The sequence below is a fragment of the Bradyrhizobium sp. SZCCT0153 genome (assembly GCF_018129995.1).
Taxonomy (GTDB): Bacteria; Pseudomonadota; Alphaproteobacteria; order Rhizobiales; family Xanthobacteraceae; genus Bradyrhizobium; species Bradyrhizobium japonicum_G.
On sequence record NZ_JAFCKS010000005.1, the window covers coordinates 546,362 to 571,360 of the forward strand.

30 protein-coding genes are annotated in these 24,999 nt (G+C 64.6%); 18 read left to right on the top strand and 12 right to left on the bottom strand.

Annotation, left to right across the window (positions count from 1 at the left end; genetic code table 11):
- Positions 1-2 precede the first annotated feature (2 nt).
- The 3 genes from JQ572_RS24070 to JQ572_RS24080 form a co-directional block, all read right to left on the bottom strand.
- Positions 3-3,227 carry an efflux RND transporter permease subunit gene (locus tag JQ572_RS24070; protein WP_211385291.1) on the bottom strand — a complete coding sequence of 1,075 codons (3,225 nt, stop codon included), beginning with the start codon at positions 3,225-3,227 and terminating at the stop codon, positions 3-5.
- Entirely contained in the window at positions 3,224-4,213 is a 990-nt protein-coding gene (locus JQ572_RS24075) for an efflux RND transporter periplasmic adaptor subunit (protein WP_211385292.1), read from the bottom strand. Before JQ572_RS24075 ends, JQ572_RS24070 begins: the two co-directional genes overlap by 4 nt.
- Before the next feature lie 124 nt (positions 4,214-4,337).
- The gene (locus JQ572_RS24080; protein WP_249129227.1) at positions 4,338-4,649 is read right to left on the bottom strand and encodes an ArsR/SmtB family transcription factor; all 312 of its coding nucleotides are present in this window, start codon (positions 4,647-4,649) and stop codon (positions 4,338-4,340) included.
- 117 nt (positions 4,650-4,766) lie between these two features.
- Between JQ572_RS24080 and JQ572_RS24085 the strand changes: the two genes are divergently transcribed.
- From JQ572_RS24085 to JQ572_RS24110, 6 genes are all read left to right on the top strand, one after another.
- Positions 4,767-6,053 carry an NAD(P)/FAD-dependent oxidoreductase gene (locus JQ572_RS24085; protein ID WP_211385294.1) on the top strand — a complete coding sequence of 429 codons (1,287 nt, stop codon included), beginning with the start codon at positions 4,767-4,769 and terminating at the stop codon, positions 6,051-6,053.
- Positions 6,050-6,493: a thioredoxin TrxC gene (gene trxC / locus JQ572_RS24090; RefSeq protein WP_211385295.1), complete on the top strand. Its 444-nt coding sequence runs from the start codon at positions 6,050-6,052 to the stop codon at positions 6,491-6,493. The genes JQ572_RS24085 and trxC overlap by 4 nt, the downstream gene beginning before the upstream one ends.
- A gap of 28 nt (positions 6,494-6,521) precedes the next feature.
- On the top strand, positions 6,522-6,725 hold the full coding sequence (locus tag JQ572_RS24095) for a YgaP family membrane protein (RefSeq protein WP_211385296.1): 204 nt from the start codon (positions 6,522-6,524) through the stop codon (positions 6,723-6,725).
- A 40-nt stretch (positions 6,726-6,765) separates the two neighbouring features.
- Complete coding sequence (locus JQ572_RS24100; protein ID WP_211385297.1) at positions 6,766-7,155, top strand: DUF302 domain-containing protein; 390 nt, start codon at positions 6,766-6,768, stop codon at positions 7,153-7,155.
- A 30-nt stretch (positions 7,156-7,185) separates the two neighbouring features.
- On the top strand, positions 7,186-8,625 hold the full coding sequence (gene ccoG, locus JQ572_RS24105; RefSeq protein ID WP_211385298.1) for a cytochrome c oxidase accessory protein CcoG: 1,440 nt from the start codon (positions 7,186-7,188) through the stop codon (positions 8,623-8,625).
- Between the two features lie 143 nt (positions 8,626-8,768).
- Positions 8,769-9,932 (top strand): GNAT family N-acetyltransferase, encoded by a 1,164-nt coding sequence (locus JQ572_RS24110; RefSeq protein ID WP_211385299.1) that lies wholly within the window; start codon positions 8,769-8,771, stop codon positions 9,930-9,932.
- A gap of 8 nt (positions 9,933-9,940) precedes the next feature.
- Here the strand turns inward: JQ572_RS24110 and JQ572_RS24115 are convergent, their stop codons facing one another.
- Positions 9,941-10,606 (bottom strand): DsbA family oxidoreductase, encoded by a 666-nt coding sequence (locus JQ572_RS24115; protein WP_211385300.1) that lies wholly within the window; start codon positions 10,604-10,606, stop codon positions 9,941-9,943.
- 69 nt (positions 10,607-10,675) lie between these two features.
- Positions 10,676-11,497 (bottom strand): helix-turn-helix domain-containing protein, encoded by an 822-nt coding sequence (locus JQ572_RS24120; RefSeq protein WP_211385301.1) that lies wholly within the window; start codon positions 11,495-11,497, stop codon positions 10,676-10,678.
- 101 nt (positions 11,498-11,598) lie between these two features.
- Between JQ572_RS24120 and JQ572_RS24125 the strand changes: the two genes are divergently transcribed.
- Both JQ572_RS24125 and JQ572_RS24130 read left to right on the top strand, forming a co-directional pair.
- Positions 11,599-11,829, top strand: a complete 231-nt coding sequence (locus JQ572_RS24125) for a hypothetical protein (RefSeq protein WP_211385302.1) — start codon at positions 11,599-11,601, stop codon at positions 11,827-11,829.
- 37 nt (positions 11,830-11,866) lie between these two features.
- Positions 11,867-12,265 carry a hypothetical protein gene (locus JQ572_RS24130; RefSeq protein ID WP_211385303.1) on the top strand — a complete coding sequence of 133 codons (399 nt, stop codon included), beginning with the start codon at positions 11,867-11,869 and terminating at the stop codon, positions 12,263-12,265.
- 110 nt (positions 12,266-12,375) lie between these two features.
- On the opposite strand, the gene JQ572_RS24135 is transcribed toward JQ572_RS24130, so the two are convergent.
- Positions 12,376-12,981 carry an SET domain-containing protein gene (locus JQ572_RS24135; RefSeq protein WP_211385304.1) on the bottom strand — a complete coding sequence of 202 codons (606 nt, stop codon included), beginning with the start codon at positions 12,979-12,981 and terminating at the stop codon, positions 12,376-12,378.
- A gap of 164 nt (positions 12,982-13,145) precedes the next feature.
- Between JQ572_RS24135 and JQ572_RS24140 the strand changes: the two genes are divergently transcribed.
- Positions 13,146-13,751 carry a hypothetical protein gene (locus JQ572_RS24140; RefSeq protein ID WP_211385391.1) on the top strand — a complete coding sequence of 202 codons (606 nt, stop codon included), beginning with the start codon at positions 13,146-13,148 and terminating at the stop codon, positions 13,749-13,751.
- A 10-nt stretch (positions 13,752-13,761) separates the two neighbouring features.
- Here the strand turns inward: JQ572_RS24140 and JQ572_RS24145 are convergent, their stop codons facing one another.
- Both JQ572_RS24145 and JQ572_RS24150 read right to left on the bottom strand, forming a co-directional pair.
- Entirely contained in the window at positions 13,762-14,394 is a 633-nt protein-coding gene (locus JQ572_RS24145) for a DUF6321 domain-containing protein (protein WP_211385305.1), read from the bottom strand.
- Between the two features lie 48 nt (positions 14,395-14,442).
- Complete coding sequence (locus tag JQ572_RS24150) at positions 14,443-15,174, bottom strand: TetR/AcrR family transcriptional regulator (RefSeq protein WP_211385306.1); 732 nt, start codon at positions 15,172-15,174, stop codon at positions 14,443-14,445.
- 108 nt (positions 15,175-15,282) lie between these two features.
- Between JQ572_RS24150 and JQ572_RS24155 the strand changes: the two genes are divergently transcribed.
- The 6 genes from JQ572_RS24155 to JQ572_RS24180 all read left to right on the top strand — a co-directional run bounded on the left by JQ572_RS24155 (position 15,283) and on the right by JQ572_RS24180 (position 19,565).
- Positions 15,283-16,680 (top strand): carotenoid oxygenase family protein, encoded by a 1,398-nt coding sequence (locus JQ572_RS24155; RefSeq protein WP_211385307.1) that lies wholly within the window; start codon positions 15,283-15,285, stop codon positions 16,678-16,680.
- Between the two features lie 71 nt (positions 16,681-16,751).
- Positions 16,752-17,009, top strand: coding sequence for a hypothetical protein (locus JQ572_RS24160; protein ID WP_211385308.1), 258 nt, complete (start codon positions 16,752-16,754; stop codon positions 17,007-17,009).
- Positions 17,010-17,084: 75 nt separating this feature from the next.
- The gene (locus JQ572_RS24165) at positions 17,085-17,660 is read left to right on the top strand and encodes a hypothetical protein (RefSeq protein ID WP_211385309.1); all 576 of its coding nucleotides are present in this window, start codon (positions 17,085-17,087) and stop codon (positions 17,658-17,660) included.
- Between the two features lie 12 nt (positions 17,661-17,672).
- Positions 17,673-18,227, top strand: a complete 555-nt coding sequence (locus tag JQ572_RS24170; protein WP_211385310.1) for an inner membrane-spanning protein YciB — start codon at positions 17,673-17,675, stop codon at positions 18,225-18,227.
- Between the two features lie 105 nt (positions 18,228-18,332).
- Positions 18,333-18,629, top strand: a complete 297-nt coding sequence (locus tag JQ572_RS24175; RefSeq protein WP_211385311.1) for a hypothetical protein — start codon at positions 18,333-18,335, stop codon at positions 18,627-18,629.
- 15 nt (positions 18,630-18,644) lie between these two features.
- Positions 18,645-19,565 (top strand): SH3 domain-containing protein, encoded by a 921-nt coding sequence (locus tag JQ572_RS24180; RefSeq protein ID WP_211385312.1) that lies wholly within the window; start codon positions 18,645-18,647, stop codon positions 19,563-19,565.
- A 158-nt stretch (positions 19,566-19,723) separates the two neighbouring features.
- Here JQ572_RS24180 and JQ572_RS24185 read toward each other — a convergent pair whose 3' ends face one another.
- The 3 genes from JQ572_RS24185 to JQ572_RS24195 form a co-directional block, all read right to left on the bottom strand.
- Entirely contained in the window at positions 19,724-21,379 is a 1,656-nt protein-coding gene (locus tag JQ572_RS24185) for a fumarate hydratase (protein ID WP_211385313.1), read from the bottom strand.
- A 139-nt stretch (positions 21,380-21,518) separates the two neighbouring features.
- A complete protein-coding gene (locus JQ572_RS24190) occupies positions 21,519-21,803 on the bottom strand; it encodes a type II toxin-antitoxin system RelE/ParE family toxin (RefSeq protein ID WP_211385314.1) in 285 nt (94 codons plus the stop codon).
- 6 nt (positions 21,804-21,809) lie between these two features.
- Positions 21,810-22,031 (bottom strand): hypothetical protein, encoded by a 222-nt coding sequence (locus JQ572_RS24195; protein ID WP_211385315.1) that lies wholly within the window; start codon positions 22,029-22,031, stop codon positions 21,810-21,812.
- Between the two features lie 122 nt (positions 22,032-22,153).
- Here JQ572_RS24195 and JQ572_RS24200 point away from each other — a divergent pair, with 122 nt between their 5' ends.
- The 3 genes from JQ572_RS24200 (at position 22,154) to JQ572_RS24210 (ending at position 23,808) form a co-directional block, all read left to right on the top strand.
- Positions 22,154-22,627, top strand: a complete 474-nt coding sequence (locus JQ572_RS24200; RefSeq protein ID WP_211385316.1) for a hypothetical protein — start codon at positions 22,154-22,156, stop codon at positions 22,625-22,627.
- Positions 22,628-22,843: 216 nt separating this feature from the next.
- Positions 22,844-23,017: a hypothetical protein gene (locus JQ572_RS24205; RefSeq protein WP_211385317.1), complete on the top strand. Its 174-nt coding sequence runs from the start codon at positions 22,844-22,846 to the stop codon at positions 23,015-23,017.
- A gap of 116 nt (positions 23,018-23,133) precedes the next feature.
- On the top strand, positions 23,134-23,808 hold the full coding sequence (locus JQ572_RS24210) for a methyltransferase family protein (protein ID WP_211385318.1): 675 nt from the start codon (positions 23,134-23,136) through the stop codon (positions 23,806-23,808).
- 292 nt (positions 23,809-24,100) lie between these two features.
- On the opposite strand, the gene JQ572_RS24215 is transcribed toward JQ572_RS24210, so the two are convergent.
- Positions 24,101-24,808 (bottom strand): glutathione S-transferase, encoded by a 708-nt coding sequence (locus JQ572_RS24215; RefSeq protein WP_211385319.1) that lies wholly within the window; start codon positions 24,806-24,808, stop codon positions 24,101-24,103.
- Positions 24,809-24,999: the final 191 nt, after the last annotated feature.

Consider the following 24,999-nt stretch of genomic DNA (forward strand, 5'->3'; position numbering starts at 1 on the left):
CGCTAACTGGATTTGGTCGTCGTGGAAGTCGCCTCGTGCGGCGCGCGCAGGGCGACGTAGATCGCAGGGATGACGAGCACGGTGAGCAGCGTCGAGGACGCAAGCCCGAAGAGAAGCGAAATCGCCAGTCCCTGGAAGATCGGATCGAGCAGGATGGTCGCCGCGCCGATCATAGCGGCGAGTGCGGTCAGCAAGATGGGCTTGAAACGAACGGCGCCGGCTTCAAGCACGACCTCACGGAGCGACTTGCCGTCCCCGCCGCTGTGACGGATGAAATCGACAAGCAGGATCGAGTTACGCACGATGATGCCGGCAAGCGCGATGAAGCCGATCATCGAGGTGGCCGTGAACGGCGCGCCCAGCAGCCAATGTCCCAGCAGGATGCCGATCAGCGTCAACGGAATGGGCGTAAGGATCACGAGCGGCAGGCGGAAGCTCTTGAACTGAGCGACAACCAGCACGTAGATGCCGAGAATGGCTGCGCCGAAGGCGGCACCCATGTCGCGGAACGTCACCCATGTGATCTCCCATTCGCCGTCCCACAGCAGCGTGGGACGGGATTCATCGGTCGGCTGACCGTGCAGGCTGATCGCAGGCTTCGGCAGCTTGCCCCAATCATGGGCATCCACGCGATCCGCAACAGCCAGCATGCCGTATAGTGGCGCTTCGAATCGCCCGGCAAGTTCGGCCATCACCATGTCCGCGAAGCGGCCGTCACGACGGAAGATCGTCGGCGAACCCTCTTCCACGGTCGCCTTAACGACCTGCCCGAGTTCGACCACCGTCTTGCTGCCAGGCACCGTGTTGGCGGGCACGGGCGTGGAGGCCAGCGCCTCGTCCCAGACGAGGTCGCGCTTGCCGAGATGCACCGCGATCTCGATCGGGTTGCGATCCTCGCCGCGATGCGAATAACCGATCGAGATGCCGCCGAACAACGCCTGTATCGTGTCATAGACGTCGCGCTGCTCGACGCCGAAGAATTCGAGCCGGTCCTGATCGATCGACAGCCGCAGCCGTGGCCGCTTCTCGCCGATGGAATCGTCGACATCGACGATGAAAGGGACCTCGGCAAAGACCTTCTTCAGCTCGGCCGTCACAGCGCGGCGCGTCGCAGCATCCGGACCGTAGACTTCGGCAAGCAGCGTCGCCAGCACCGGCGGCCCGGGCGGCACTTCGACCACCTTGATGCTGGTGCCCTTTGGGATATCGAGCGCTTTCAGCCTTTGCCGCAGCTCCAGCGCGATATCATGGCTCGCCCGATTGCGTTCGCCGCGCGCGGCCAGGTTGACCTGCAGCTCGCCCATTTCGGGCTTTTCGCGCAGATAATAGTGCCGCACCAGGCCGTTGAAATTGAACGGCGCCGGCGTGCCGGCATAGGATTGTAGCGAGATGGCCTCCGGCAATTGCCGCGCGATCTCCGCCGCGCCGAACAGCGTGCGCTCGGTCGCCTCCAGGCTCGCCCCTTCCGGGAGGTCGACAACGACGGCGATTTCCGACTTGTTGTCGAACGGCAGCAGCTTGACCGTCACCGACTTGGTCGCGAATAGCGTCATTGACAACAGTGTCGCGACACCGACGCCGAGCAGGAACATCCAGGCTGCGCGCTTACTCCGGACGATGGGAGTGGCAAGGCGCCGGTAAAGCCGCCCGAGCCGTCCTTCCTGGTGCGCGGCATGGGTCCCTGCGACCTCAGCTTTCGGCGCCAGCTTGAGCATGAGCCAGGGCGCAACGACCATCGCGACAAAGAAGGAGAACAGCATCGCCGCCGAGGCATTCGCCGGGATCGGCGCCATGTAGGGGCCCATCAATCCGGACACGAACAGCATCGGCAACAGCGCGGCAACCACCGTAAGCGTGGCGACGATGGTCGGGTTGCCGACCTCCGCCACCGCTTCGATCGTCGCCTGCAATCTCGACCGGCCGTCACGCATGCCCCAATGCCGCGCGATATTCTCGACCACGACGATGGCGTCGTCGACCAGGATGCCGATCGAGAAGATCAGCGCGAACAGGCTGACCCGGTTGATGGTGTAGCCCATCAGATTGGCCGCGAACATCGTGAGCAGGATCGTCGTCGGAATGACGACGAAAGTCACGACGGCCTCGCGCCATCCGATCGCGATCGCAATCAGCACCACGATCGAGATCGTGGCGAGCCCAAGGTGGAACAGGAGCTCGTTGGCCTTCTCGTTGGCGGTCTCGCCATAGTCGCGCGTCACCGTCACCTGAACGTCGTCGGGAATGAGGCGCCCCTTCAGTCCCTCGAGACGTCGGGCAATGTCGGCGGAGACCACGACCGCATTGGCGCCGGCGCGCTTGGCGAGCGCCAGACTGACCGCGGGCACACGCGACCACTGCCCCTTCTCGTCGCGCGCGTCGTTCCAGACCCGATGCTCGGTCGTGTTTGGTCCGATGATGACTGAGGCCACGTCCTTGACATAGACCGGCCGTCCGTCGCGCGTCGAGATCAAGAGCAACCCAATGTCGGGAATACCCGCGAGCGTCTGGCCGGCCGCGACGTTACGCACGACGCCGGCATCGCGGACCTGGCCGGCCAGGAACGAACGATTGGCGTCCTTCACCTTGGCCACGAGGTGTTGCAGCGTGACGCCGAACAGCGACAATTTCTCCGGATCCGGCTCGACCCTGATCTGCTGCGCCGCGCCGCCAGAGATGTAGGTCAGTCCGATGCTGTCGATCTTTATGAGCTCCGAGCGCAGCTTGTCGGCGAGCTCGAATAGGTCCTTGTCCGTCCAGCGTCCGGCCGCCTCCGGCTTCGGCGCCAGTGTCAATACTGTCACCGCGACATCATTGATGCCACGACCGACGATCAGCGGTTCGGGGATGCCGACCGGGATGCGATCGAGATTGGCGCGGATCTTCTCATGGACGCGGAGGATCGCATCCTCCGACTTCGTTCCGACCAGGAACCGCGCGGTGACCATCACGCGGTCGTCCTCGGTCTGGCTATAGACATGCTCGATGCCGTCGATGCCCTTGACGATCGCTTCCAGCGGCTTGGTGACGAGTTCGACTGCGTCGGGCCCGCGCAAGCCGTCGGCATTGACGCGGATATCGACCATTGGCACGCTGATCTGCGGCTCTTCCTCCCGCGGGATCACGACGACGGCGATGAGGCCGACCACGAGCGACGCGAGCAGGAACAATGGCGTCAACGGCGAGGCGATCGTCGCCTTGGTGAGCCGACCTGAGAGTCCGAGATTCACGGCCGCACCAATTGGTCGCCGGCACGGATGCCGGACAGGATCTCAAGCCCATCGGGGAGCGCGGGCGTCGGCAGTTCGCGTCCGCGCTGCACCGGCACGTCGATAACCCCGCTGGCCTCCTGAAGCCGCACGTAGTCGATGCCGAACCGGGTCGTCACGTAGCCTGCCGGAATGACGAATGCCGGCCGCGTGCCGCCGGAGATCCACACCCGCAGCCGATCCCCGACGAAGTATTCGCCGAGACCTTCGACGCTGGCGTCTGCAATGACGCGGCCCTCCTCGATCTGCGGATAGACGAGATCGATCACGCCCCATTTGGACGCCTCCTCGCCAAACTCGGCGCCGTCGACTCGAATCCTGTCGCCGGCTTTGAGCAGCCGTGCGTGCCGCTCCGGCACCCTCAACCGCAACTTGAAATGCTGCTGCGCGACGGTGACGATCGCGTCTCCGGACATCACCACAGAGCCGACAGTGACGAGCTTTTTCAACACCCGGCCACCGGAAGGCGCCAGCACCTGACCCTCGCTGAGCTGCTGCGCGATCACGCTGCGGTCGGCGGTCTTCGCGCGCAGCCCGTTATCGGCCACGTTCAGCGCGGTCCGGGCCTCGTCAAGCTTGACGCGCGGGAGCGTGCCGCGCTCGACCAGACCCTCAATGCGCGTGAAATCGATCTGCGCCTGATTGGCCTGAGCCTGGAGCGCCTCGATCTGCGCATCCAGGGCCTTCATCTGAAGGGCCAGCTTCTCGTCACCAATGGTCGCGATCGCCTGGCCGGCGGTCACAGGATCCCCCTCCCTGACATTAAGCTGGACCACAATTCCGCCGATGCGTCCACGAGCGGGCACAACGCTGACACTCTCCACCGTTGCAAACACGGCCTTTTCGTCGGCGACGGAGTGCTGCGCCACGGTGAGCGTTTCCGCCGCGGCGAGACCGCTCTGCAGGGCGGTGGCTGCGAGAACCGCCAACAATCCTAGGAGTCGCATGGGGCGTGTCCGTGTCATCATGGAACCGTTACACCGCGGCGCGGTGTCCTCTGTCATATCGTCAGCTTTATCGGGTGGGGCGTTGATCTTGCTCAACGCGCCGCAACTTGGGTGCTCGTAGACTTCATTTCGACCTTGCGGACTTGCTTGCGGACTTGGGTGCACAAAACACCTGATAGAGCGTCTTCAGGATCTCGCGGGCCGGCTCGCTCGCGATCGAATAGAAGATCGTCTGCGCGTCGCGACGCGAGGACACCAGGCCATCCTTGCGGAGGAGCGCAAGATGCTGAGAGACCGTGGAGTCCCGCAGGTTCAGGAACTCGGCAAGTTCGCCGACCGAACGCTCGCCATCGATGAGCTGGCAGATGATGAGGAGCCGGTGCCGGTTGGACAGCGCCTTCAAGAGGTCGCTCGCATGGTCCGCCGCCCGCGCCATGGTTTCGCTATCTATTTTCATACTTGCGTATATACGAATATATGAATATATAGTCAAGCATCGCGGCGGAACGGCCAGGGCGCAACTGGCGGAGCCGCTCACCAGTGGAGGTAACCTATGGCGGAAGTTGTCGTAATTGGAGCCGGTCTTAGCGGGACGCTGATGGCCTATGAGTTGCTGCCCCAGCTCGGAAAGGACGACCGCGTGAGCGTGATCTCGCAGGGCGCGGTCTATCACTTCGTCCCATCGAACCCTTGGGTGGCAGTCGGCTGGCGAAAGCGCAGCGAGATCGAGATCGATCTCGTTGACATCATGAAGCGCAAGGGCGTGCGCCTGCTGACGCAGGGCGCCAAGCGCGTGCACCCGACCGAGAATCGCGTCGAGCTCGGCGATGGCATGTCGATCAACTACGACTATCTTGTCGTCGCGACGGGGCCTGAGCTTGCCTTCGACGAGATTCCCGGCCTGGGCCCGCAAGGCCACACGCAATCAATCTGCCACGTAGACCACGCCTCGCACGCGAAGGACGCATTCGAAAAGCTTGCAGCCAACCCCGGCCCGGTCGTGATAGGCGCGGTCCAGGGCGCGTCCTGCTTCGGCCCGGCGTACGAATTCCTGTTCATACTGGAAACCGAGTTGCGCCGGCGCAAGCTACGCGACCAGGTCCCCATGACGTTCGTCACCTCGGAGCCCTATGTCGGCCACCTCGGCCTTGACGGCGTCGGCGATACCAAGGGCCTTCTCGAAAGCGAGATGCGTGAGAAGCACGTCAAGTGGATTACCAACGCGCGCGTCAAGGGCGTCGAAGCGGGCAAGATGGTCGTCGAGGAGCTCGGTGACGACGGCGCGGTGCGCAAGACACACGAGCTGCCCTTTGCCTATTCGATGATGCTGCCGGCGTTCCGCGGCGTCGAGGCGGTTCGCGGCATCGACAAGCTGACCAACCCGCGCGGCTTCGTCGTCGTCGACAAGCACCAGCGCAACCCCGCCTTCCCCAACGTCTTCGCGGTCGGGGTGTGCGTTGCGATCGCTCCGGTCGGGGCGACCCCGGTGCCGGTCGGCGTGCCGAAAACGGGCTTCATGATCGAATCCATGGTGACCGCGACCGCGCTGAATATCGGCGCCCTGCTCCGGGGCAAGGAGCCGAGCGCGCAGCCGACCTGGAATGCGATCTGCCTTGCCGATTTCGGCGATTCCGGCGTCGCCTTCCTGGCGCAGCCGCAGATCCCGCCGCGCAATGTCAACTGGTCGTCCAAGGGCGAGTGGGTGCACTACGCCAAGGTCGCCTTCGAGAAGTATTTCCTCCGCAAGATGCGACGCGGCGAGAGCGAGCCGTTCTATGAGCGCTTCCTGCTCGACAAGCTGAACATCGCCAAGATCAAGGAGGTCCGGACGGGCACATGAGCGAGACACGCCAGATCGTCTGCGGGCATTGCGGGCGGACCAACCGCCTTCCAGTCGAGCGTACGCCGGAAGGCGCGCGCTGCGGCGCCTGCCACCAGCCGATGTTCACCGGCCACCCCATCGAGGTGGACGAGGAAGCCTTTGGTCGCCATGTCGACAACAGCGACATTCCCGTTCTGGTCGACGTCTGGGCGCCCTGGTGCGGGCCATGCCGCGCCATGGCGCCGATGTTCGAGCGCGCCGCGCAGCAACTGGAGCCGCAGATCCGGCTGTTGAAGCTCAATTCGGACAACGCTCCTGCATTGTCGTCGCGCCTCAACATCAGCGGCATCCCGACGCTGTTGCTGATGCGCGGCGGCCGCGAGATCGCCCGCCACGCCGGCGCGATGGATGCACGCAGCATCGTGGCTTGGACCCAGGCCAGCCTGACCCATTCGTAATGCCAACAGACTCAAACAGGAGCATGCCATGAATCTCGATAAAGCCGTTCTCGCCTTCGCAGGTTTCGTCGTCCTGCTCGGACTCGCGCTGGGCACCTACGTGAATGCGTACTGGTACCTGCTGACAGCGTTCGCCGGGCTGAACTTGTTGCAGGCCTCGTTCACGGGCTTCTGCCCCGCTGCGATCGTGTTCAAGAAGCTTGGCCTGAGCAGCGGCTGCGCGTTCTCGTGAGCGCAGCGGAGAAATCAGTGCAATTCGACGGAGACAGTCCATGACCTATCACTTCTCGAAAACGGTCGACCTGCCGTTCGACGCAGCGGTTGCGGCCACGACCGCAGCGCTGAAGAACCATGGCTTCGGCGTGCTCACCCAGATCGACGTGAAGGATACCCTGAACAAGAAACTCGGGGCCGAGTTTCGGCCATATCTCATCCTCGGAGCATGCAATCCCAAGCTTGCCTATGAGGCGCTGACCCTCGAGGACAAGATCGGCACGATGCTCCCCTGCAACGTCGTAGTTCAGCAGCGCGAGGGCGGCAAGGTCGAGATTTCGGCTGTAGATCCCGTCGCCTCGATGGCGGCGATCGAGAACCCGAAGCTCGGCGCCGTCGCCGGACAGGTTCGCGAATTGCTGAAGCAAGTCGTCGCCGAGATTGCGTGAGACCATTCGGACAGATTGCAGAGGCCGACCATGACCGACGACACCTTCATCGAGGGACCTCTCTACGAGAAGCGGAGAAAGGTCTATCCGCAATCCGTCCACGGCCCTTTCCGTCGCATCAAATGGGCGATCCTCTGCGTCACGCTCGGGACCTATTATCTCCTGCCCTTCCTACGCTGGAATCGCGGGCCCGGCCTGCCGGACCAGGCCGTGCTGGTCGATCTTCCGCACCGCCGCTTCTACTTCTTCTTCATCGAGCTTTGGCCGCAGGAGGTCTACTATTTCACCGGTCTGCTTATCATCGCGGCGATGACGCTGTTCCTGATGAATGCGGTCGCGGGACGGGTTTGGTGCGGCTACATGTGCCCGCAGACGGTGTGGACCGACCTGTTCTACGCCGTCGAGCGCTGGGTCGAGGGCGACCGGCGCGAGCGCATGCAGGGCGACAAGCGCTACTGGACGTTCGATCACGTCCGGAAGGTCGCACTGAAGCACTTTCTCTGGATCATGATCGCCTGGTGGACCGGCGGCGCATGGGTGCTCTATTTCGCCGATGCACCGACGCTTGTGAAGGAGCTCGCCACCTTCCAGGCCCCGTTCATCGCCTATCTCTGGATCGGCATCCTCACCGCCACGACCTATGTCTTCGCGGGTCACGCCCGCGAGCAGATGTGCATCTACATGTGCCCGTGGCCGCGCATCCAGGCGGCGCTGACGGACGAATGGGCGCTCAACGTCACCTATCGGCGCGACCGCGGCGAGCCGCGCATGTCGGTGAAGAAGGCGGACGCAGCCCGCGCGCATGGCGATTTCGCCGGCGACTGCGTCGATTGCCATCAGTGCATCAATGTCTGCCCGACCGGGGTCGACATCCGCCACGGCATCCAGCTCGGCTGCATCCAGTGCGGCCTGTGCATCGACGCCTGCGACAACGTGATGCGCGAGATCGGCCGGCCCGCCGGCCTGATCGGCTACGATACCGACATCAATATGCAGCGCCGGCGCGAGGGCAAGGCACCGCTCTACCGAATCATCCGTCCGCGCACGCTGGTCTATGTCGCGGCCATCGCCATCGTCGGCAGCATCATGATCTATGCGCTCGCCACCCGCGCGACGATGGACGTCAACGTGCTGCATGAGCGCAATCCCCTCTTCGTCCAGCTCTCGGACGGCGGGGTGCGCAACGACTACACCGTCCGCATCCTGAACAAGGGCGCGCAGCGATCGTTTGCGATCGAGGTCTCCGGTCTGCCCGGCGCAACCATTCGCGTCGCCGGCATCGAAGCCAGCTCCGACGGAAAGCCCGTCATCGAGGTCGGGCAGGATCAGACCCGCGAGGTCAGGCTGTCGGTGCAGATCGGCCCCGGCGACCTGCCGAAGACCTCCCGCGACGTCGACATCGCCATCATCGAGACCGCCGGCGGCGGACGCGCAAGCGCCCGCGATCATTTCGTGCCGGGCGAGCAGTAGCTCCGAGATTCCATGGCGCATCCGGCGGCTGCCGCCGGATGCTTGATGAGACGTTAATGTTACCGCTCGAATTGAAGCGGCGTCCCAACGGTATTTTCCAATCTTTGCGCTAAGCATGGCCTCCTGAACGGGGACGACGGGACGTGGTCGATATCGCGCACCAGGCTGCGATCAATCCGGCATCGGCAAAGCATGCCGAGGCTGTGCGCGCGCTCGTCCCGCTCACGGCGATCGAAGCCGGCCAGTGGCGCGCGCTGGCGCAGCACACGATCGAGCCGAACGGATATTACCTGCCGGGCTGGGAGCTCGCCGTCAGCGCATCCGCGCGCGGTCGCACGGACGCCGAAGCGCTTCCCGCGTTCGACGGATCGCGGCTGATCGGGCTGATGCCCGTGATGTCGCTCTGGCGCGCCTGGAGGATTCCCCTGCCCGCTCTGGTGAGCGCGCATCCCTACGGCACGCTGTGCAGCCCTCTGATCGACCGCGAGGCTCCGATCGAGGCGGCGACGCGGCTGCTGCAGCATGCTCGCGATGCCGGCGCGCATGCGCTGGTGCTGAACGATATTGCGCTCGACGGCGCGGCGATGAATTCGCTCAGGCAAGTTCTCGATCGCGACGGCCTGAAGCCGCGTATCCTCTCTTCCTACGTCCGCGCCAGTCTCGACGCGACGCAGGACGGCGAATCACTGCTTCGTGACGCGCTCGGCGCCAGGAAGCTCAAGGAACTGCGCCGCCAGCGTCATCGTCTCGAAGAACACGGCGCCGTCGTGTTCGACGTCGCGCGCAGACCCGACGAGATCGGAGCTGCGCTCGAAACATTCCTGCAGCTCGAAGCCAGTGGCTGGAAAGGCAAGCGCGGCACCGCGCTGGTCCAGCATGCAGGCGATGCCGCCTTCATCCGCCGCGCGGTTCTCGCGCTGGCAGAGACCGCGCAGTGCGAGGTCATCACGCTTCGCGCCGGCGCGATTCCGGTCGCCGCCGGCATCGTGCTGCGGCATCGGGACCGCGCCTTCTTCTTCAAGCTCGGCATCGACGAGCGCTTTGCAAGATATTCGCCGGGGGTGCAGCTCACGCTCGAGCTCACCCGCCACCTCTGTGCCGACCCCGCCATCGCCAGCGCGGATTCCACGGCGAGCGCCGACCACCCCATGATCAACCCGATCTGGCGGGGACGCTTCGCAATCGGGGACGTGCTGATCCCGCTGCGGCGGAACGATCCGGTCGTGGCGCTCATTCACGGGGCGCTCGCGGCGCACGGCATCGCATACGCAGCGGCGCGCCGCGCAGTCCGCCTGGTTCGCAAATAGGATAGCTCCTACTCCGCCGCCTGCGCGTTGATCTCCGCCGAGACCTCGCGGATGGCGCGCGCGAGCATGTTCGGATCCTGCGCGCCGGAGACCGCGTATTTCTGCGCGAACACGAAGGTCGGCACGCCGGAGATGCCCTTCTCGGCGGCCTCCTGTGCGTCGCCCGATACGCGCGCGACGTCCTCGTCGGTCGCAAGGCGCTTGCGCACGTCGCCGGCATCGAGGCCGACATCGGCAGCCGCCTGCACCAGCACGTTCACGTCGGTGAGGTCGCCGCCGTCGCGGAAGTAGAGCTCCATCAGGCGCTGCTTCATCTCGGGCGCCTTGCCGATCGCCTCGGCCCAGAGGATCAGGCGGTGGCAGTCGGTCGTGTTGGGCTGGCGCGCGACGAGCTCGGGCCGGTAGAGGAGGCCCTCTTCGCTTGCGGCTGCAACGACACGCCCCGCAATGCCCTTATAGGCCTCGACCGAGCCGAACTTCTTGGTGAGATAGTCCTCGCGGCTGATGCCCTCGCGCGGCACCCAGGGATTGAGGAAGAAGGGACGGAAATTGAGCTTGACCGGAACGTCCGGAACGAGCGCCAGCGCGCTCTCGATCCGGTGCTTGCCGATGTAGCACCAGGGGCACACCACGTCGGAGACGACGTCGATCTGAAGCGGTTTCAGCGTGCTCATGTCGGGCGCCTCCTTCGGACGGTAAAGGTTCGCCCAAAGATAAGCAGAACCCGTTCCGAGGCAAGGGCGCTAGCTCATGGCTGCTGCCATTTGTCGGAGCCGCTCGGCCGTGCGCTCGTCCGCCGGGAAGAAGGTTTCCAGAGCCAACTCCGACAGCGTGATGTCGACGGGCGTGCCGAATACCATGGTGGTGGAGAAGAAACTTAGTATCTCCCCATCGTGGCGCAGCTTGAAGGGGATCGCGACATTTTCGCTCGACAGCGGTGCCGCGCGCGCCGGGATCGGATAGCTCTTCAGGTCATTGTAGAGCTTGATCAGCTCGGGATCGGCCGTCGCCTCGCATTGCCGGTGCAGCCGCTCCAGAAGATGCCCGCACCATTCCGCAAGATTGACCGTGCGCGGCGCAAGCGCTTCGGGATGAAAGGCGAGCCGCAACACGTTGAAGGGCTGGCCCAGCAGCCGCTGCGGGATGCCGGCGAGCAGCGGCGCCAGCATGCGGTTGGCGGAGACCAGATTCCAGTGCCGGTCATAGGCCAGCGCCGGATTTGGCTCGTGCGCCCTGAGGACGAGGTCGATCGCCTGGCGGGCTGATTTCAAGGCGGGATCCTCCAGCGGGCGCTGCGGAAAGGCCGGGGCATAGCCGGCCGCGACCAGCAGCACGTTGCGTTCGCGCAAGGGCACGTCGAGGCGCTCGGCGAGCCTGAGCACCATGTCGCGCGAGGGCGCGGCACGGCCGGTCTCGACGAAGCTCAAATGCCGCGCCGAGATCTCGGCCTCGCCTGCGAGATCGAGCTGGCTCATGCGGCGGCGCTGCCGCCATTCACGCAAATGGTCGCCGATATGGATCGGCTGGCTGCGCTCGGTGTGTGCCGTCGATGCATGTGCGTTCATGGTCGGAAACCTAGCATGCGAATTTCCGCCCTTCCATTACGTCGGAGGTAATCGAATTGGTCCTCGGACCGGCGCATCTTCGGTCGCAACAGGAGATGACCATGATCGCATTGCTGCTCTACCGGACCGTCGCAGACCACCTCGCCCCCTGGGCCATGGCGTTAGCAACCCGGATGCTGGCACGCAGCCTCAACGTGCCCGAGCCGCTGGTGCATTCGACCGGAGACTATGTCGTCGCGCAGGTCACGGCTTTCGAGCACGGCATCGGCAGGAGCCTCTGCCCGTTCCGCCTGGCCCGCCTGCTACGCGCCTGGTGGCGCGGATTGCGCTGAGTTTTTTCCCGAGCCCAACCCAACCATGGAGACCACGATGATCGACGCATCCACCTTCCTGCGCCGCGCACTGCTCGCCGACGCGATCTTCAGCGGTGTCGCCGCCCTCGGCTTCACCCTCGGCGCCAGCTCGTTCGCGGCGATGTTCAACCTGCCCGAAGCGCTGCTGCGCGAGACCGGCCTGTTCCTGATCGCCTATACCGTACTGGTCGGCTGGCTTGCCTCGCGCACAGTGGTGCCGAAGCCGCTCGTGCTGCTGGTCGTGGTCGGCAATGCGGCCTGGACGGTCGGCAGCATCGCGCTGCTGCTCTCGGGCACGGTGTCGCCGAACCTCGCCGGCGAGCTCATGGTCGTGGCGCAGGCGATCGCGACCGGCGTGTTTGCCGAGCTGCAATATGTGGGTTTGCGCCGGAGCGGGAGTGTGGCGGCGGCGTGAGGCTCGGACTGAGCGGCTCACCACTCGCGATCGTCGCCCGGCTTGACCGGGCGACCAGTATTCCAGAGGCGATCGACAGATGCGCCGGTCAGCCGGGGCATGCCGCAGCGCTACGCCCGCGCACGGCCGTTCGCCCCGACAACGGCATGGCCGTTCAGCTTCTTCTTTTTCGCAGCCTTGTTCTTGAGGCCCTTGCTCTTGGTGTCCTTGTTCGCAAGGTCCTTGGCCCCCGCTTTCTCGGCCTTGCGCTCCGCGCGCGCCTTCACCTTGGCGCGTTCGGCCCGTGCCTCGGCGCGCAGCTTCTTGCGCTTCTTCTCGCACGACTCGCACTTGCAGCCGATCGGCTTCAGATAGGCTTTGAAATAGTCGGTGCCGTAATCGTAGTTGATCTCGTCGCCCGGCTCGATGTTCTTGATGGCGCGGATGAAGACCTTGCGCTCGCGCGGCCGGACGTCGGATTCGGCGTTGGGCCGGCACGAATGGTTGATGTAGCGCGCGAGATTTTTGCGCACCGAGCCGTCGATGGTCCAGCGGCCGTTGAGCTCGAACAGGTACTTGTTCTCGATGTCGTCGTGTTCCGGGATCCGCGAGTCCAGGATCGGTCCGTAATAACGGATGATCCGGGTGCCCTTCTTGATCGGCTTGGTGGCGAAGAGGCCGAGTCCGGTTTTGGAGCGGCCGACGCGATATGGTTTTTGCGAGGAGATGGCTGGCATGATCAAGGGAACGAGGACGCGAACGAGGCCGGATCGGCCCAAGCGAAGCCGCTCTTCTAGAACGATTCCGCGCCGCTGTCAGGTGCCTGTCGGCCTTGTTTGAACCTTGCCCACAATCAAGACGTCTGATGGTACGGAGTTCCCGCTCGATCAAAGGCGTCATCATGATCCGCATCACCACCGCAGGCCTGGCCGTGTTGCTGATGTGCACCGGTCTCGACCGCGCCGACGCCCAATTCGTGGGCAGCACTTATACCTCGACGGCGCCGAAGGATTGCCGCCAGATCGGCAAGCCCAGCGAGCTCGACGGCAGCACCACGCGGGTCTGCAAGGGCAAGGATGGTCTCGTGGTCCTGATTGCCGAGGACGATCTTCGCGAAATCGTCTCCGTCGGCCGCAATCGCAAGGCCGCGGCCGAGGAACCGGCGGCAAAAGTCTGGTTCGCGCCGTTCAATTCGTCGGAGACCACCGTCGAATGGCGCACAGCGGGCACCAAGCCGTTTGCGATGATCCAGCGCTGGCACATCGCCGACGGATCCGATCCCGACAAGCAGGGTCGGCCGAACACCAAGGCCATGCTCGTGGTGACCCGGCTGCCGCCGGGGCCGGTCTGTCACGTCGCCTATGTCGATGCCATCGCCAATCCGAACGGCAACGAGCTCGCACGCAAGGCGGCCGACGATTTCGCCCGCGGCTTCATTTGCGGCAAGGACGAGGTGAAGATCGTCGGCGCAAGCGGCCGCGCCGTCGAGCTGGCAACGATGCGCTGAGCTCTCGGCGCTAAGCCCTCGCCGTGGCCCGCCGATAGCGCGCCAGAAGCCGCTCGCCCTTCGCGGCGATCCGCCGCGCCGCCGCCACCGTCGTCGGAACGGGCTCGCCCCAGGCATGCGCCGACAACGCGTGCCGGGTCGGCCGTCCGTTTGCGTCCACGAGCGGCGGCAATTTCGCGCGGCCATAGAAGCGCACCGCCCAGCTTCCCTTCCGCCGCATCTCCTGCGGTGTCATCTCGGACTGTTTCTTGGTGACGCCCGGTCGCAGGCGGGCACCCTGATTGCGCGCAAAGGCCTTGCGGCCTGCCGCTGTCAGACCTCCGCGCGGATCCTTTTCGCGCGCCGAGGTGCTACGCTTGCGCGCGCTCTTCGCTGTCTTCTTCGCGGTGCGCCTGCGAGCCTTTTTCGCCGATGTCTTCCCGGCTGATGTCTTGGCTGATGTCTTCTTGGCTGACTTTTTCGCCTTCGAGGTCTTCTTCGCTGCCATGCGCATGTTGTCAACGAGGTTGGGATAGCGGCGCCCGGCGCGGCGCGCGCCTGCCTTCGCGGCCGATTTCTGCGCGGGGCTGAGATGCCTGGATGCCTTGCCGGCGCGCTTGCGCGGGTTCTGGCGTTTCCAGGGGGCACGGGGTGATCTTGCCATGCAGCCTCAACGCCCGACGATGGCGGGAGTTGCGTTCGGCCGGATGGATCAGGGACCGGGCAGCTTTCCCGTGATCGGCGCCATCAGCATCGCCTCGAGCAGCCGTTCGGGCGTCGTGCCCTCGGGCAGGCGCCCCAGAATATCCTCCAGCCGCCCGTCGAGCAGCAGCATGGTGAAACCGTGCACCATCGACCAGGCGCGCGCGATGGCGGCGCCCTGGTTCAGCGTCAGCGCATCGCCACTGATCTGCTCCTGCCGCATCATGCCGATGGCATTGGCGAGCCCGGCGAAGGAGGCTTCGGCCGCCTCGTGCAGCGACGGCCTGGAATAGTCGAGGCGCTCGGTGCGGAACATGATGCCGTACATGCCGGGGTGGGCTTGCGCATAGGCGACATAGGCTTTCGGCCGCGCCAGCGCGCGCGCGAGCGGCGTGGTGGCAGCATCGCAGGACGACGCCATCGCCGCGTTGAACTGGCGAAACCCGACGGCCGCAAGCTCGCTGAGCAGACCGGTGAGATCACCGAAATGATGGGTCGGCGCTGCATGCGAAACGCCCGCCTCACGCGCCACCGCGCGCAATGTCAGGCCGGAAAGCCCGTCTCGCTCCAGCACCCTTTCGGCGGCCTGGAGCAGCGCCTCGCGCAGGGCGCCGTGATGGTAGGGCGTCTCGGTCTTCGCACTCGTCGCGCGAGGCGCCGGACGCGATGCCGCGGTCGAAGTCGTTTTTCTGGGTGCACGCGAGCTTCGCGCCGTTTCGCCGTTGGTGTCGGTCTTGGCCATTTGCAAGCTATATGACGCAATATTGACAGTGTAAAGATTTCACTTGACGCTCGCAGCGATCGGCCCTAATTCATCTTTACGATGTAAAGATAAGGGAGGGAATGCGCCGTGCACCAGGACGCCGTCACTGAGCGCCGCAACAACATCGCGCCGATTCCCTTCGAGGCCGACGCGCCCTTCCTGAAGATCGTCGGCGAATTGCCGCGCGACCTGAACGGCACGCTCTACCGCAACGGCCCCAATCCGCAGTTCGAGGCGCCGGGCGCGCACTGGTTCGTCGGCGACGGCATGCTGCACGCCTTCCAGCTCGAGAACGGCCGCGCCAGCTATCGCAACCGCTGGGTCCGCACGCCGAAATGGCTGGCCGAGCACGATGCCGGCCGCGCCCTGTTCGGCGGCTTCGGCCGCAAGCTGCCGGATGCGCCCGCAAACCTCACCGACGGCGGCGTCGCCAACACCAACATCATCTTCCACGCCGGCAAGCTGCTGGCACTCGAAGAAGCGCATCTGCCGACCGAGATCGAGCCGGGCACGCTGGCAACGCGCGGCTATCACAATTACCAGGGCCGCGTCGCCGGCAGTTTCACCGCGCATCCGAAGCTCGATCCCGTCAGCGGCGAGCTGGTGTTCTTCGGCAACAACGCCGCAGGTCCGCTGACCTCCGCCCTCTCCTACGGGTCGATCGATGCCTCCGGCAAGGCGACGCGCTTCGAACGCTTCGAGGCACCCTATGCCAGCATGGTGCACGACTTCATCGTCACCAAGAACCATGTGCTGTTTCCGATCCTGCCCATCACGGGCAGCATGGAGCGCGCGATGAACGGACGGCCGCCCTATGCCTGGGAGCCGGACAAGGGCGCCTATGTCGGCGTGATGAAGCGCAGCGGCACTGCGAAGGACATGGTCTGGTTTCGATCTGATGCCTGCTACGTCTTCCACGTCATGAACGCGTGGGAGGACGGCAACCGCATCATCGCCGATGTCATGCAGTTCGAGGAAGCGCCGCTGTTTCCGCATCCCGACGGACGACCGACGGATCCGGAAAAGTCGCGCGCCCGCCACTGCCGCTGGACGTTCGATCTCTCCGGCAATACCGACCGCTTCCAGCAGACTTATCTGGACGATCTCACCGGCGAATTCCCACGCATCGACGATCGCCGCGCGGGGCTGAAAAACCGACACGGCTGGTACGCCTGTGCCAATCCGCGGCTGCCGATGTTCGGTGCGCTCTCAGGCATCGTCCATGTCGACGGCACGGGAAAGCGGCTCGGCCATTATCTGCTGCCGGCCGGCGACACCATTTCCGAGCCGGTGTTCGTCGAGCGATCGAGCGATGCAGCCGAAGGCGATGGCTGGCTGCTCGCGGTGGTCTGGCGTGCGCGGGAGAACCGCAGCGATCTCGCCGTGTTCAACGCCACCGACATCGAGGCCGGTCCCGTCGCGCTGGTGCAGCTCGGCCACCGTGTGCCGGACGGCTTTCACGGCAATTGGGTCGGGGCACAGTAGTTCTCGTCATTCCGGGCCGCAACGAAGTCGCGTCGCTCCGGAATGACCTCGTGGACACAGGGAGGTCTCGCATGCACATGCCCTCGATCATCACCGGCTGCCTCGCCGTCCTCGCCTGCGCCGTGCTCGCCGCCCAGATGACCCGGCTGCGGCGGAACAGCCATGCCATCTTCAACGGCGGCATCTTGCTCTTCATCGGCCTCCTGATCGCTTCCGCGATGCCGATCCTGTCGCGCCTGCCCTGGGCCGAATTCGCCGACGAGACAGCCGACCAAGCCATTGCGGCACTTCATTTTTTGGAGATCACTTACGTCATTTTGACACTGTAAAGATTTTGCTTGACCCGAGATCGTCGCTGCACTACTTATCTTTACACCGTAAAGATCGGCCTGACCGAGGCGCCCATGACGATTTTCCTGATCCTTGCGCCCTACGGCGCTTACACGCTCCTGATGCTGGTGACATCGGCCACGATGAGCGTGTTCGTGGCCTCGGCGATCTGTCTCGCCACCGTCGCGCTCGACGTCGTGCGCGGCCGCTCGGTGAAGACCCTGGCCGCGGGCTCGGCGATCGTGTTCGCCGCAATCGGCCTCTACCTCGCGCTGCGCGATCCGGCGCTCGGCCCGCTCGGCGTCAAGCTGTCGGTCGACATCGGCATCTTCGTCATCTCGCTCGGCTCGATGCTGGTCCGCCGTCCTTTCACGCTGCAATATGCGGTTGAATCGGTGCCGCCCGAGACCGCGGCGATGCCCGGCTTTCTCCATGCCAATTACGTCATCACCGGCGCATGGACCGCGGCCGCGCTGTTGATGGCGGCCGCCAATCTCGTGCTGCTCTATGTTCCCGGCCTGCCGCTCTGGTCGAGCCTTGCGGTCGCCTTCGCCGCCCGCAACAGCGCCATCTACTTCACAAAATGGTATCCCGAGTATCGGCAGATCAAGTACGGTGCGCCGGCCAGCGCAATGCCCAACGCCCGCTGAACAGGATCGACGATGAAAGACGTGTTCGCCCGCCTCGCCTCCGACTTCCTCTCCGCCATCGTCTTCCTGGTCGTCTACCTCATTACCGACAGCGTCGTCCTGGCAACGTCGGTCGCGATTGCCGGCGCGATCGCGCAGGTGATCTACGCGCAGGTCAAGGGGCAGCAGCTCAATTACATGACCTATGCGAGCCTCGCGCTCGTCGTCGTACTGGGCACGGTCACGCTGCTGACCAATGATCCTCGCTTCATGCTGGCAAAGCCCTCGATCGCGCATTTCGCGATCGGCGCCATCATGCTCAAGCGCGGCTGGATGCTGCGCTACATGCCGCCGATCGTCGTCGAGACCGTTCCGGAATATGTGACGGCTGCGGGCTATGCCTGGGCTGCGCTGATGTTCGTGATCGGCGCCGGCATGATCGCCGTCGCCGCCACGGGCGATCTGAAACTGTGGGCATTCTATATTACGGTGGTCGCGGGCGGCGCCAAGATCATCGCCTTTGCCGTGCAGTACGTCGTGCTTCGCCTCATCGTCACCAGCCGCCGGCGCGCCGCCGCCCGCGCCTAAATGCCTCCAAGGCAGCGTTAGGCAGGCGCGCCGAGTTGCGCTATAGGCTCGGCCCGGGACTGGCCGCGGATTGTCGCGGTCCGCCGGCATTTTTGGGAGACGCGAATGGCCGTCGACGGCAACTGGACTCTGACCCTGACGACGCCCATGGGCGAACGCAAGGCCACGCTGAGCCTGACCGCCGCAGGCGGCACGCTCACGGGCACGCAGGGTGCGGAAGGCGATACTGCCGAGATCTTCGACGGCGCCATCAGCGGTGACGCCGTCAACTGGAAAGTCTCGATCGACAAGCCAATGCCGTTGACGCTCGAGTTCATCGGAAAGGTCTCCGGCGACAGCATGAGCGGCGAAATGGGCATCGGCCCGATGGGCAGCTTCCCGTTCACGGGCACGCGAGCGTAAGGCCGCGCTGCACCCATGCGCGCGCTCCGTCTCATCGCGGCAACGATCCTGTGTGTCGCGACACAAGCGGCGCGCGCCGACGACACCGAACCGGCGTGGCGCGCAAGCGCGCTTGCCATGGTGCCGGCGGGCTATGTCGCCGGCACAGCCTACCGCACCGAAGCCGTGAGGGGATATCTCGCCGTCTATCCGGCGGCCTCGAACGATCCGAAGACACCGGCAAGCGTGTTCGCTGCGCGTCAGGTCCTCGTCGTCGCACTGACGGCGGATGCAGCGCGCGCGGTCTCAGCCGAATTGAAGCCGCGCACCGGACCGGATCCCGACAACGACGACACCGACTTCGCAAAGCTGCACGCCGATCTCGCCGCCAGGCGCGCGGCGCTCCCTGCGGGCACCGAGCCCTGCGATCTCGGTGCGTGGTCGATCGACAAGGACCCTGAGGGCCTCAACGCGCGCGCCGAGCCATCGGTGAAGGCGCGCGTGCTCGGCACATTGCCACCACCCTACCGACTGAAGCTCGGCGGCGCCGAGAACACACCGGACGGCGGCTGGCTCACCGAATTCCGCATCATCGGCTTCAAGGACGGCTGGTTTCTGATCGAGGGCGCCAAGCCGCCGGGCAAGGATTACGAGGACGAGAAACGATATCCGCGCAGCGCGCCAAAACCCTATGCGGGGCGCGGCTGGGTTGCGTCCAACAAGATCGGCACGGCCTATGCCAATGGCGGCACGCGCATGGGCGGACTGTTCCAGGCCCCCTTCGTCGATGCCAAATGGATGCCGGCCCAGCGCGAGCTAGGCCGCGCGATCGACACCGACGGCGGCCCCAAGCGCCTGCTCGCTTGCAGCGGTCTCTGGGGCCTCGTCGAGAGCCATGACGGCGTTCGCGGCTGGTGGCGCGGACTGTGTTCCAACCAGGTCACGAATTGTAGTTAGCCTGCGGCCCATCCTTCGAGACGCCCGCCTTTGGCGGGCCCTCAGGATGAGGTCGTGTTTCGCGGCGAGATATCAGACCCTCATGGTGAGGAGCCCGCCAAAGCGGGCGTCTCGAACCATGCAGGCCAGTTCTTCGGAACTCCAGGCGAGGTGAAGAGCTAGCCCAGATTCAACTCCTTGAAGAAGTCATTGCCCTTGTCGTCGATGATGATGAAGGCCGGGAAGTCGACGACTTCGATGCGCCAGATCGCTTCCATGCCGAGCTCGGGATATTCGAGCACCTCGACCTTCTTGATGCAGTGCTCGGCGAGGTTCGCCGCAGCACCGCCGATCGAGCCGAGATAGAAACCGCCGTACTTCTTGCAGGCCTCGCGCACCGCAGGCGCGCGGTTGCCCTTGGCGACCATCACCATCGAGCCGCCGGCGGCCTGGAACTGGTCGACGAAGGAATCCATGCGGCCCGCCGTGGTCGGGCCGAACGCGCCGGAGGCATAGCCTTCGGGGGTCTTGGCCGGGCCGGCATAATAGACCGGGTGGTTCTTGAAATAGTCCGGCAGCGGCTCGCCCTTCTCCAGCCGCTCGCGCAGCTTGGCATGCGCGGAGTCCCGCGCCACGATCATGGTGCCGGTCATCGAAACCCGCGTCTTGGTCGGGTATTTCGAGAACGTCGCCAGAATGTCCTTCATCGGCTGGTTGAGGTCGATCTTGACGACCTCGCCGCCGAGCGACTGCTCGACCTGCGGCAGGTACTGCGCCGGATTGTGCTCGAGCTCCTCGAGATAGACGCCGTCCTTGGTGATCTTGCCGAGCACCTGGCGGTCGGCCGAGCACGACACGCCGAGCCCGATCGGCAGCGAAGCGCCGTGACGCGGCATGCGGATCACGCGCACGTCGTGGCAGAAATATTTGCCGCCGAACTGCGCGCCCACTCCCAGGCTTTGCGTCATCTTGTGGATTTCCTGCTCCATCTCGATGTCGCGGAAGGCGTTGCCGTCTGGCGAGCCGTGGGTGGGGAGCGCATCGAGATAACGCGCGGAGGCGAGCTTCACTGTCTTCATGCAGAGCTCGGCCGAGGTGCCGCCGATCACGATGGCGAGGTGATAGGGCGGGCACGCCGCGGTGCCGAGCGTGAGGATTTTTTCCTTGAGGAAGGCGAGCAGCCGGTCCTTGGTCAGCACCGAGGGCGTGGCCTGGAACAGAAAGCTCTTGTTGGCGGAACCGCCACCCTTCGCCATGAACATGAACTTGTAGGCGTCATCACCCTCGGCGTAGATCTCGCACTGCGCCGGCATGTTGTTGGCGGTGTTCTTCTCCTCGTACATCGAGAGCGGGGCGACCTGCGAGTAGCGCAGATTGCGGCGCAGGTAAGCATCGCGCGCGCCTTCCGACAGCGCAGCCTCGTCGTCACCGTCGGTGATGACGTTGCAGCCCTTCTTGCCCATGATGATCGCGGTGCCGGTGTCCTGGCACATCGGCAGCACGCCGCCGGCCGCGATGTTGGCGTTCTTCAAAAAGTCGAGCGCGACGAACTTGTCGTTGGGGCTCGCCTCGCCGTCCTCCAGGATCGCGCGGAGCTGCTTCAGATGGCCGGGCCGCAGATAGTGGTTGATGTCGCCGAAAGCCGCCTCCGACAGCGCCCGCAGCGCCGCACGCGACACCACCAGCATGTCCTTGCCCAAAACCTTCTCGACCCGGACGCCCTCCGACGAAATCTTCTTATAGGGCGTCTCGTCCTTGCCCAGCGGGAACAGCGGGGTGTGCTTGTACGGCGGAACGGGTTTTGCGGGGTCGGGGAAGGCGGTGGGAGCGTTCATGGGCGGATCTCGGGGTTTTGCAGCCCTGCCGGGCCTCTCAGCATGGAAGCGTTCTAAGCTTTTTTGCCACAAAGGGAAGGGAGCGAATCGCCCGGCACTGGTGCCGGCTGCGCATAAGGGACGCCTCGATCGGCGGGACCTAAGCGTCCCGTTCCTGTGCGCCGTGAAAGACCGCGGCTATCACAACCCGACGGTGCAATTCATCGACTAGGTGGACCACGATATAAGGCAATCGCGGCACGACCCACTCATAGGTGCCAACGCTATGGCCCACATGCCCCATGAATGGAAAGGAAGTCAGTAACTGGATGCTCTCGAATAATCGATCCGTGACTTTCCTTGCGGCAGCGGGACTATCCTTCGCGATCCAATTGAAAATGCCTTCGAGATCAGCGATAGCCTGAACATCGAAGACAAGTTCCACGGGCGTTCACGAACCAAAGCCGTCGACGCGAGCCCGTGCCTCGTCGAGGGAGAGCAGCTTACGATTAGGATCAGCGATCCGGCGGCGCACTTCGGCAATCTGCTCATCCGTCAACCGGATCTTATGCATGTGCTCGACGTAGTCGAGTAACGCCCCGGCCGCGGCGTCCTGCTCGCCTTCGGGAAGCTGCTCGACCCGGCGAATGGCCTCTTCTAGGAGCTTTGTCATGAGCGGCAGCATAGCACGCCGAACGGGATGGGACAGCCGCCCTACTCGTGGAAATGCCGCCACCCACCCTTGCGCTTCGCCTCCACCGACGCTTGAATGCGCCATCCAAGGGGCTTTTCATCATGATTTTCAAACTGCACGTCCGCGACGCGATTCTGGTCGCCGCCGCCATCACCGGCCTTGTGACCCTCACCTCGCCCGCGCGCGCAGACCGCTGCGACGACAGCGCCAAGGAGCTGGCGAACCAGGTCGATCGCCTCAAGGTGAATTTCCGGGCCGCCAACGTCGTCTACCTGACGCACCCTGCGGCCAAGGAGCTGTCCGTGGCTTGCCGCGGCGACAAATATTCCATCGAGCTCTATGCCAAGGGCGATCGCAAGCCGACGCCGGAGTTCTTTGCGCTGGTCGGGTCGATGGCGGCGATCGTCTTCACCGTGACGAAGGACGACACCACGACGGGCGCGACACGCTGCCTGAAGCGGATGGGACTTCTGCGCGGCGACAAGATCAGCATGCGCTACCGACGCCTCAACATGGAATGCACCCGCACCAAGACGGACGCCTCCATCGCGATCACGCGCGGCAAGGACGAATAGGCAGCGCCCGCGCGATGTGCGTCTGTCAGCACACCGCCCACCACACACTCCGTCATTGCGAGGAGAGGTCTGTCCGCTTGCGGAAACAGCGCTTGTGGCGGCACGAAGGAGGCCTCCCTTACCGCACCGGATCCCTCGCATTTTAACGATTGCCTTGAAGGAAATTTCGCTCCTCGCGGCGCAGGGTCAATTGTTTCCATGTGTGAGGATTTGTGGATGAGCGTTTCTACCGTTGCGCCGCCGCCAATCGCGATCGTGGTGCCGAGCTACGACACGACCAGGCAGCAGGACGACCAGACCAAGACCAAGGACAACGACCCGACCTACAAGCCGCCGCCGCCCGCGCCGCTGCCGCCGGGTCAGGGCACGCGGATCGATCAGCTCGCCTGATCCGCCGCGTCGAAGATGAAATGCCCGATCCGGTCGATCGGGCTTTTCGCGTGTCCGGCCTCATCTTCGCCGGATAGCGAGACCAACATCGTGCGCAACTGCTCCGGAACCTGCGCATGATCGTCAAGCTGCTCCTGCAGAACACGATCACCACCGTCGCGATGGGCGCGCTGCTGTTCGCCTGCGCCGGGACCTTGCACTGGCCTTCGGCCTGGGTCTTCCTCGCCACCTGCGCCCTGCTCGGCCCGCTCTGCGGCTGGTGGCTCTATCGGGTGGATCCCGCACTGCTCGCCGAACGTCTGCGGCCGGTCCTGCAAAAGAACCAGCCCACCGCCGACAAGGTCTTCATGACCGTGTTCATCGCCGCGATGCTGGCCTGGCTTGGCGCGATGGGGATCGACCGGCGCATGCTCTCGTCCAACATGCCCGTTGCAATCCAGCTCCTGGGCCTCGTGCTGTACCTCGCTTCGACGCTGTTCATCCTCTGGGTATTCCGCGAGAACTCGTTCGCCGCGCCCGTGGTGAAGCTGCAGGCCGAGCGCGCGCAGCGCGTCATCTCGACCGGGCCTTACGCCCATGTGCGCCATCCCATGTATAGCGGCATGATCCTGTTCTTCGCCGGCGTGCCGCTGCTGCTGGGCTCGTGGTGGGGGCTTGGGATGGTGCCGGTCATCCTCGCATTGCTTGCGATCCGCATCGGCATCGAGGAGCGCACGCTGCGCGAGGGCCTGCCTGGCTATTCAGATTATGCGACGCGCGTGCGTTATCGGCTGCTGCCCGGTGTGTGGTGAGGGCGCATCACTCTGCTGTGCACGGAAAAACGTTTCCTCTCCTCCGATCGACTGACGTCGCGGGAAGCGAACCTCGCTAGAGGAAACCGCACCCGCGGGAGACGCGCACGATGTTCTGCAAGCCCCCCTGCCCCGACGAGCATGACCTGTCTCCGGCATCCGAGTCTGAAGACGATCGACTGGCCTCGAAGTCTGCACGAGCACTCGGAAGTCACGACGATTTCGGGCGATTGATCGTGCCCGAAACGGCCGGTCCGGAGCGGGGGCTGCCGCCAGCCGCCGTCCGGACCGGCTAATAATCAAGTTCCTTGTAGCGGCGAAAGATACCCTGCTCGTTGAAGGGAATGCGGCGCTCGCTCGCCAGGTAAGCCTTGATGTTCGGCCGCCCGGCAATTCGGTCGTGCAGGCCGACGAGGCCCGGGATATTTTTCTCGAATGCCTTCATCCGCCTGGGGAACGCATAGCGCAGCCCCGCGACGATCTGGAACAGCGATAGATCGACATAGGTCAGCCTGCGGCCGGTGACGTAGCTGCCGCCATTGCCGGCGAGAAGCCCTTCGAAATAGCCGAGATATTTCGGCACGCGCTCGTCCCAGAAGTCGGCGGTGCGCTTCTTCGCCGGCGACTTCTGGTCCTCGTAATAGAGCGAGGGCCCGAGCGGATGATGGGTGTCGTGGATCTCGATCACGAGGTCGGTGATGGTGAGCTGAAGCTGGTGCACCGAGAGCTTGCCGGCTTCCGTCTTCGGCGCAAGGCCGTGGCGGGCGCCGAGATAGAGCAGGATGTTCGCGGTCTGGCCGATGACGAGTTTGCCGGCTTTGAGGAACGGCGGCGCAAAGGGCGGCGTGCCCTGATGCGCGCCCATCATCTTCATCATCGCGGCGGTGCCGCGCGGGCCACGTGCGACGTCGGCGTAAGTCGCGCCCGCCTCCTCCAGCGCTAGCCGCACATATTCGCCGCGGCCCTGGATTTCAGGCCAATAGTAGAGTTCGTATTTCATGGGAGGGTCCGTGCGCATTGAGGCGACGGGATTAATGTAGCACGCCGGCCAAGGTTCCGTCAGTGAAGGGAAGACGCTCAGCAGACTCCGTCGTTGCAAGCGCAGCGAAGCGATGACGCGGGGAGAGAGCGGCGCGCCAAACGAAAAGGGCGCCGTGCAAGAAGCACGACGCCCTCTTCTTCAGATCAGTT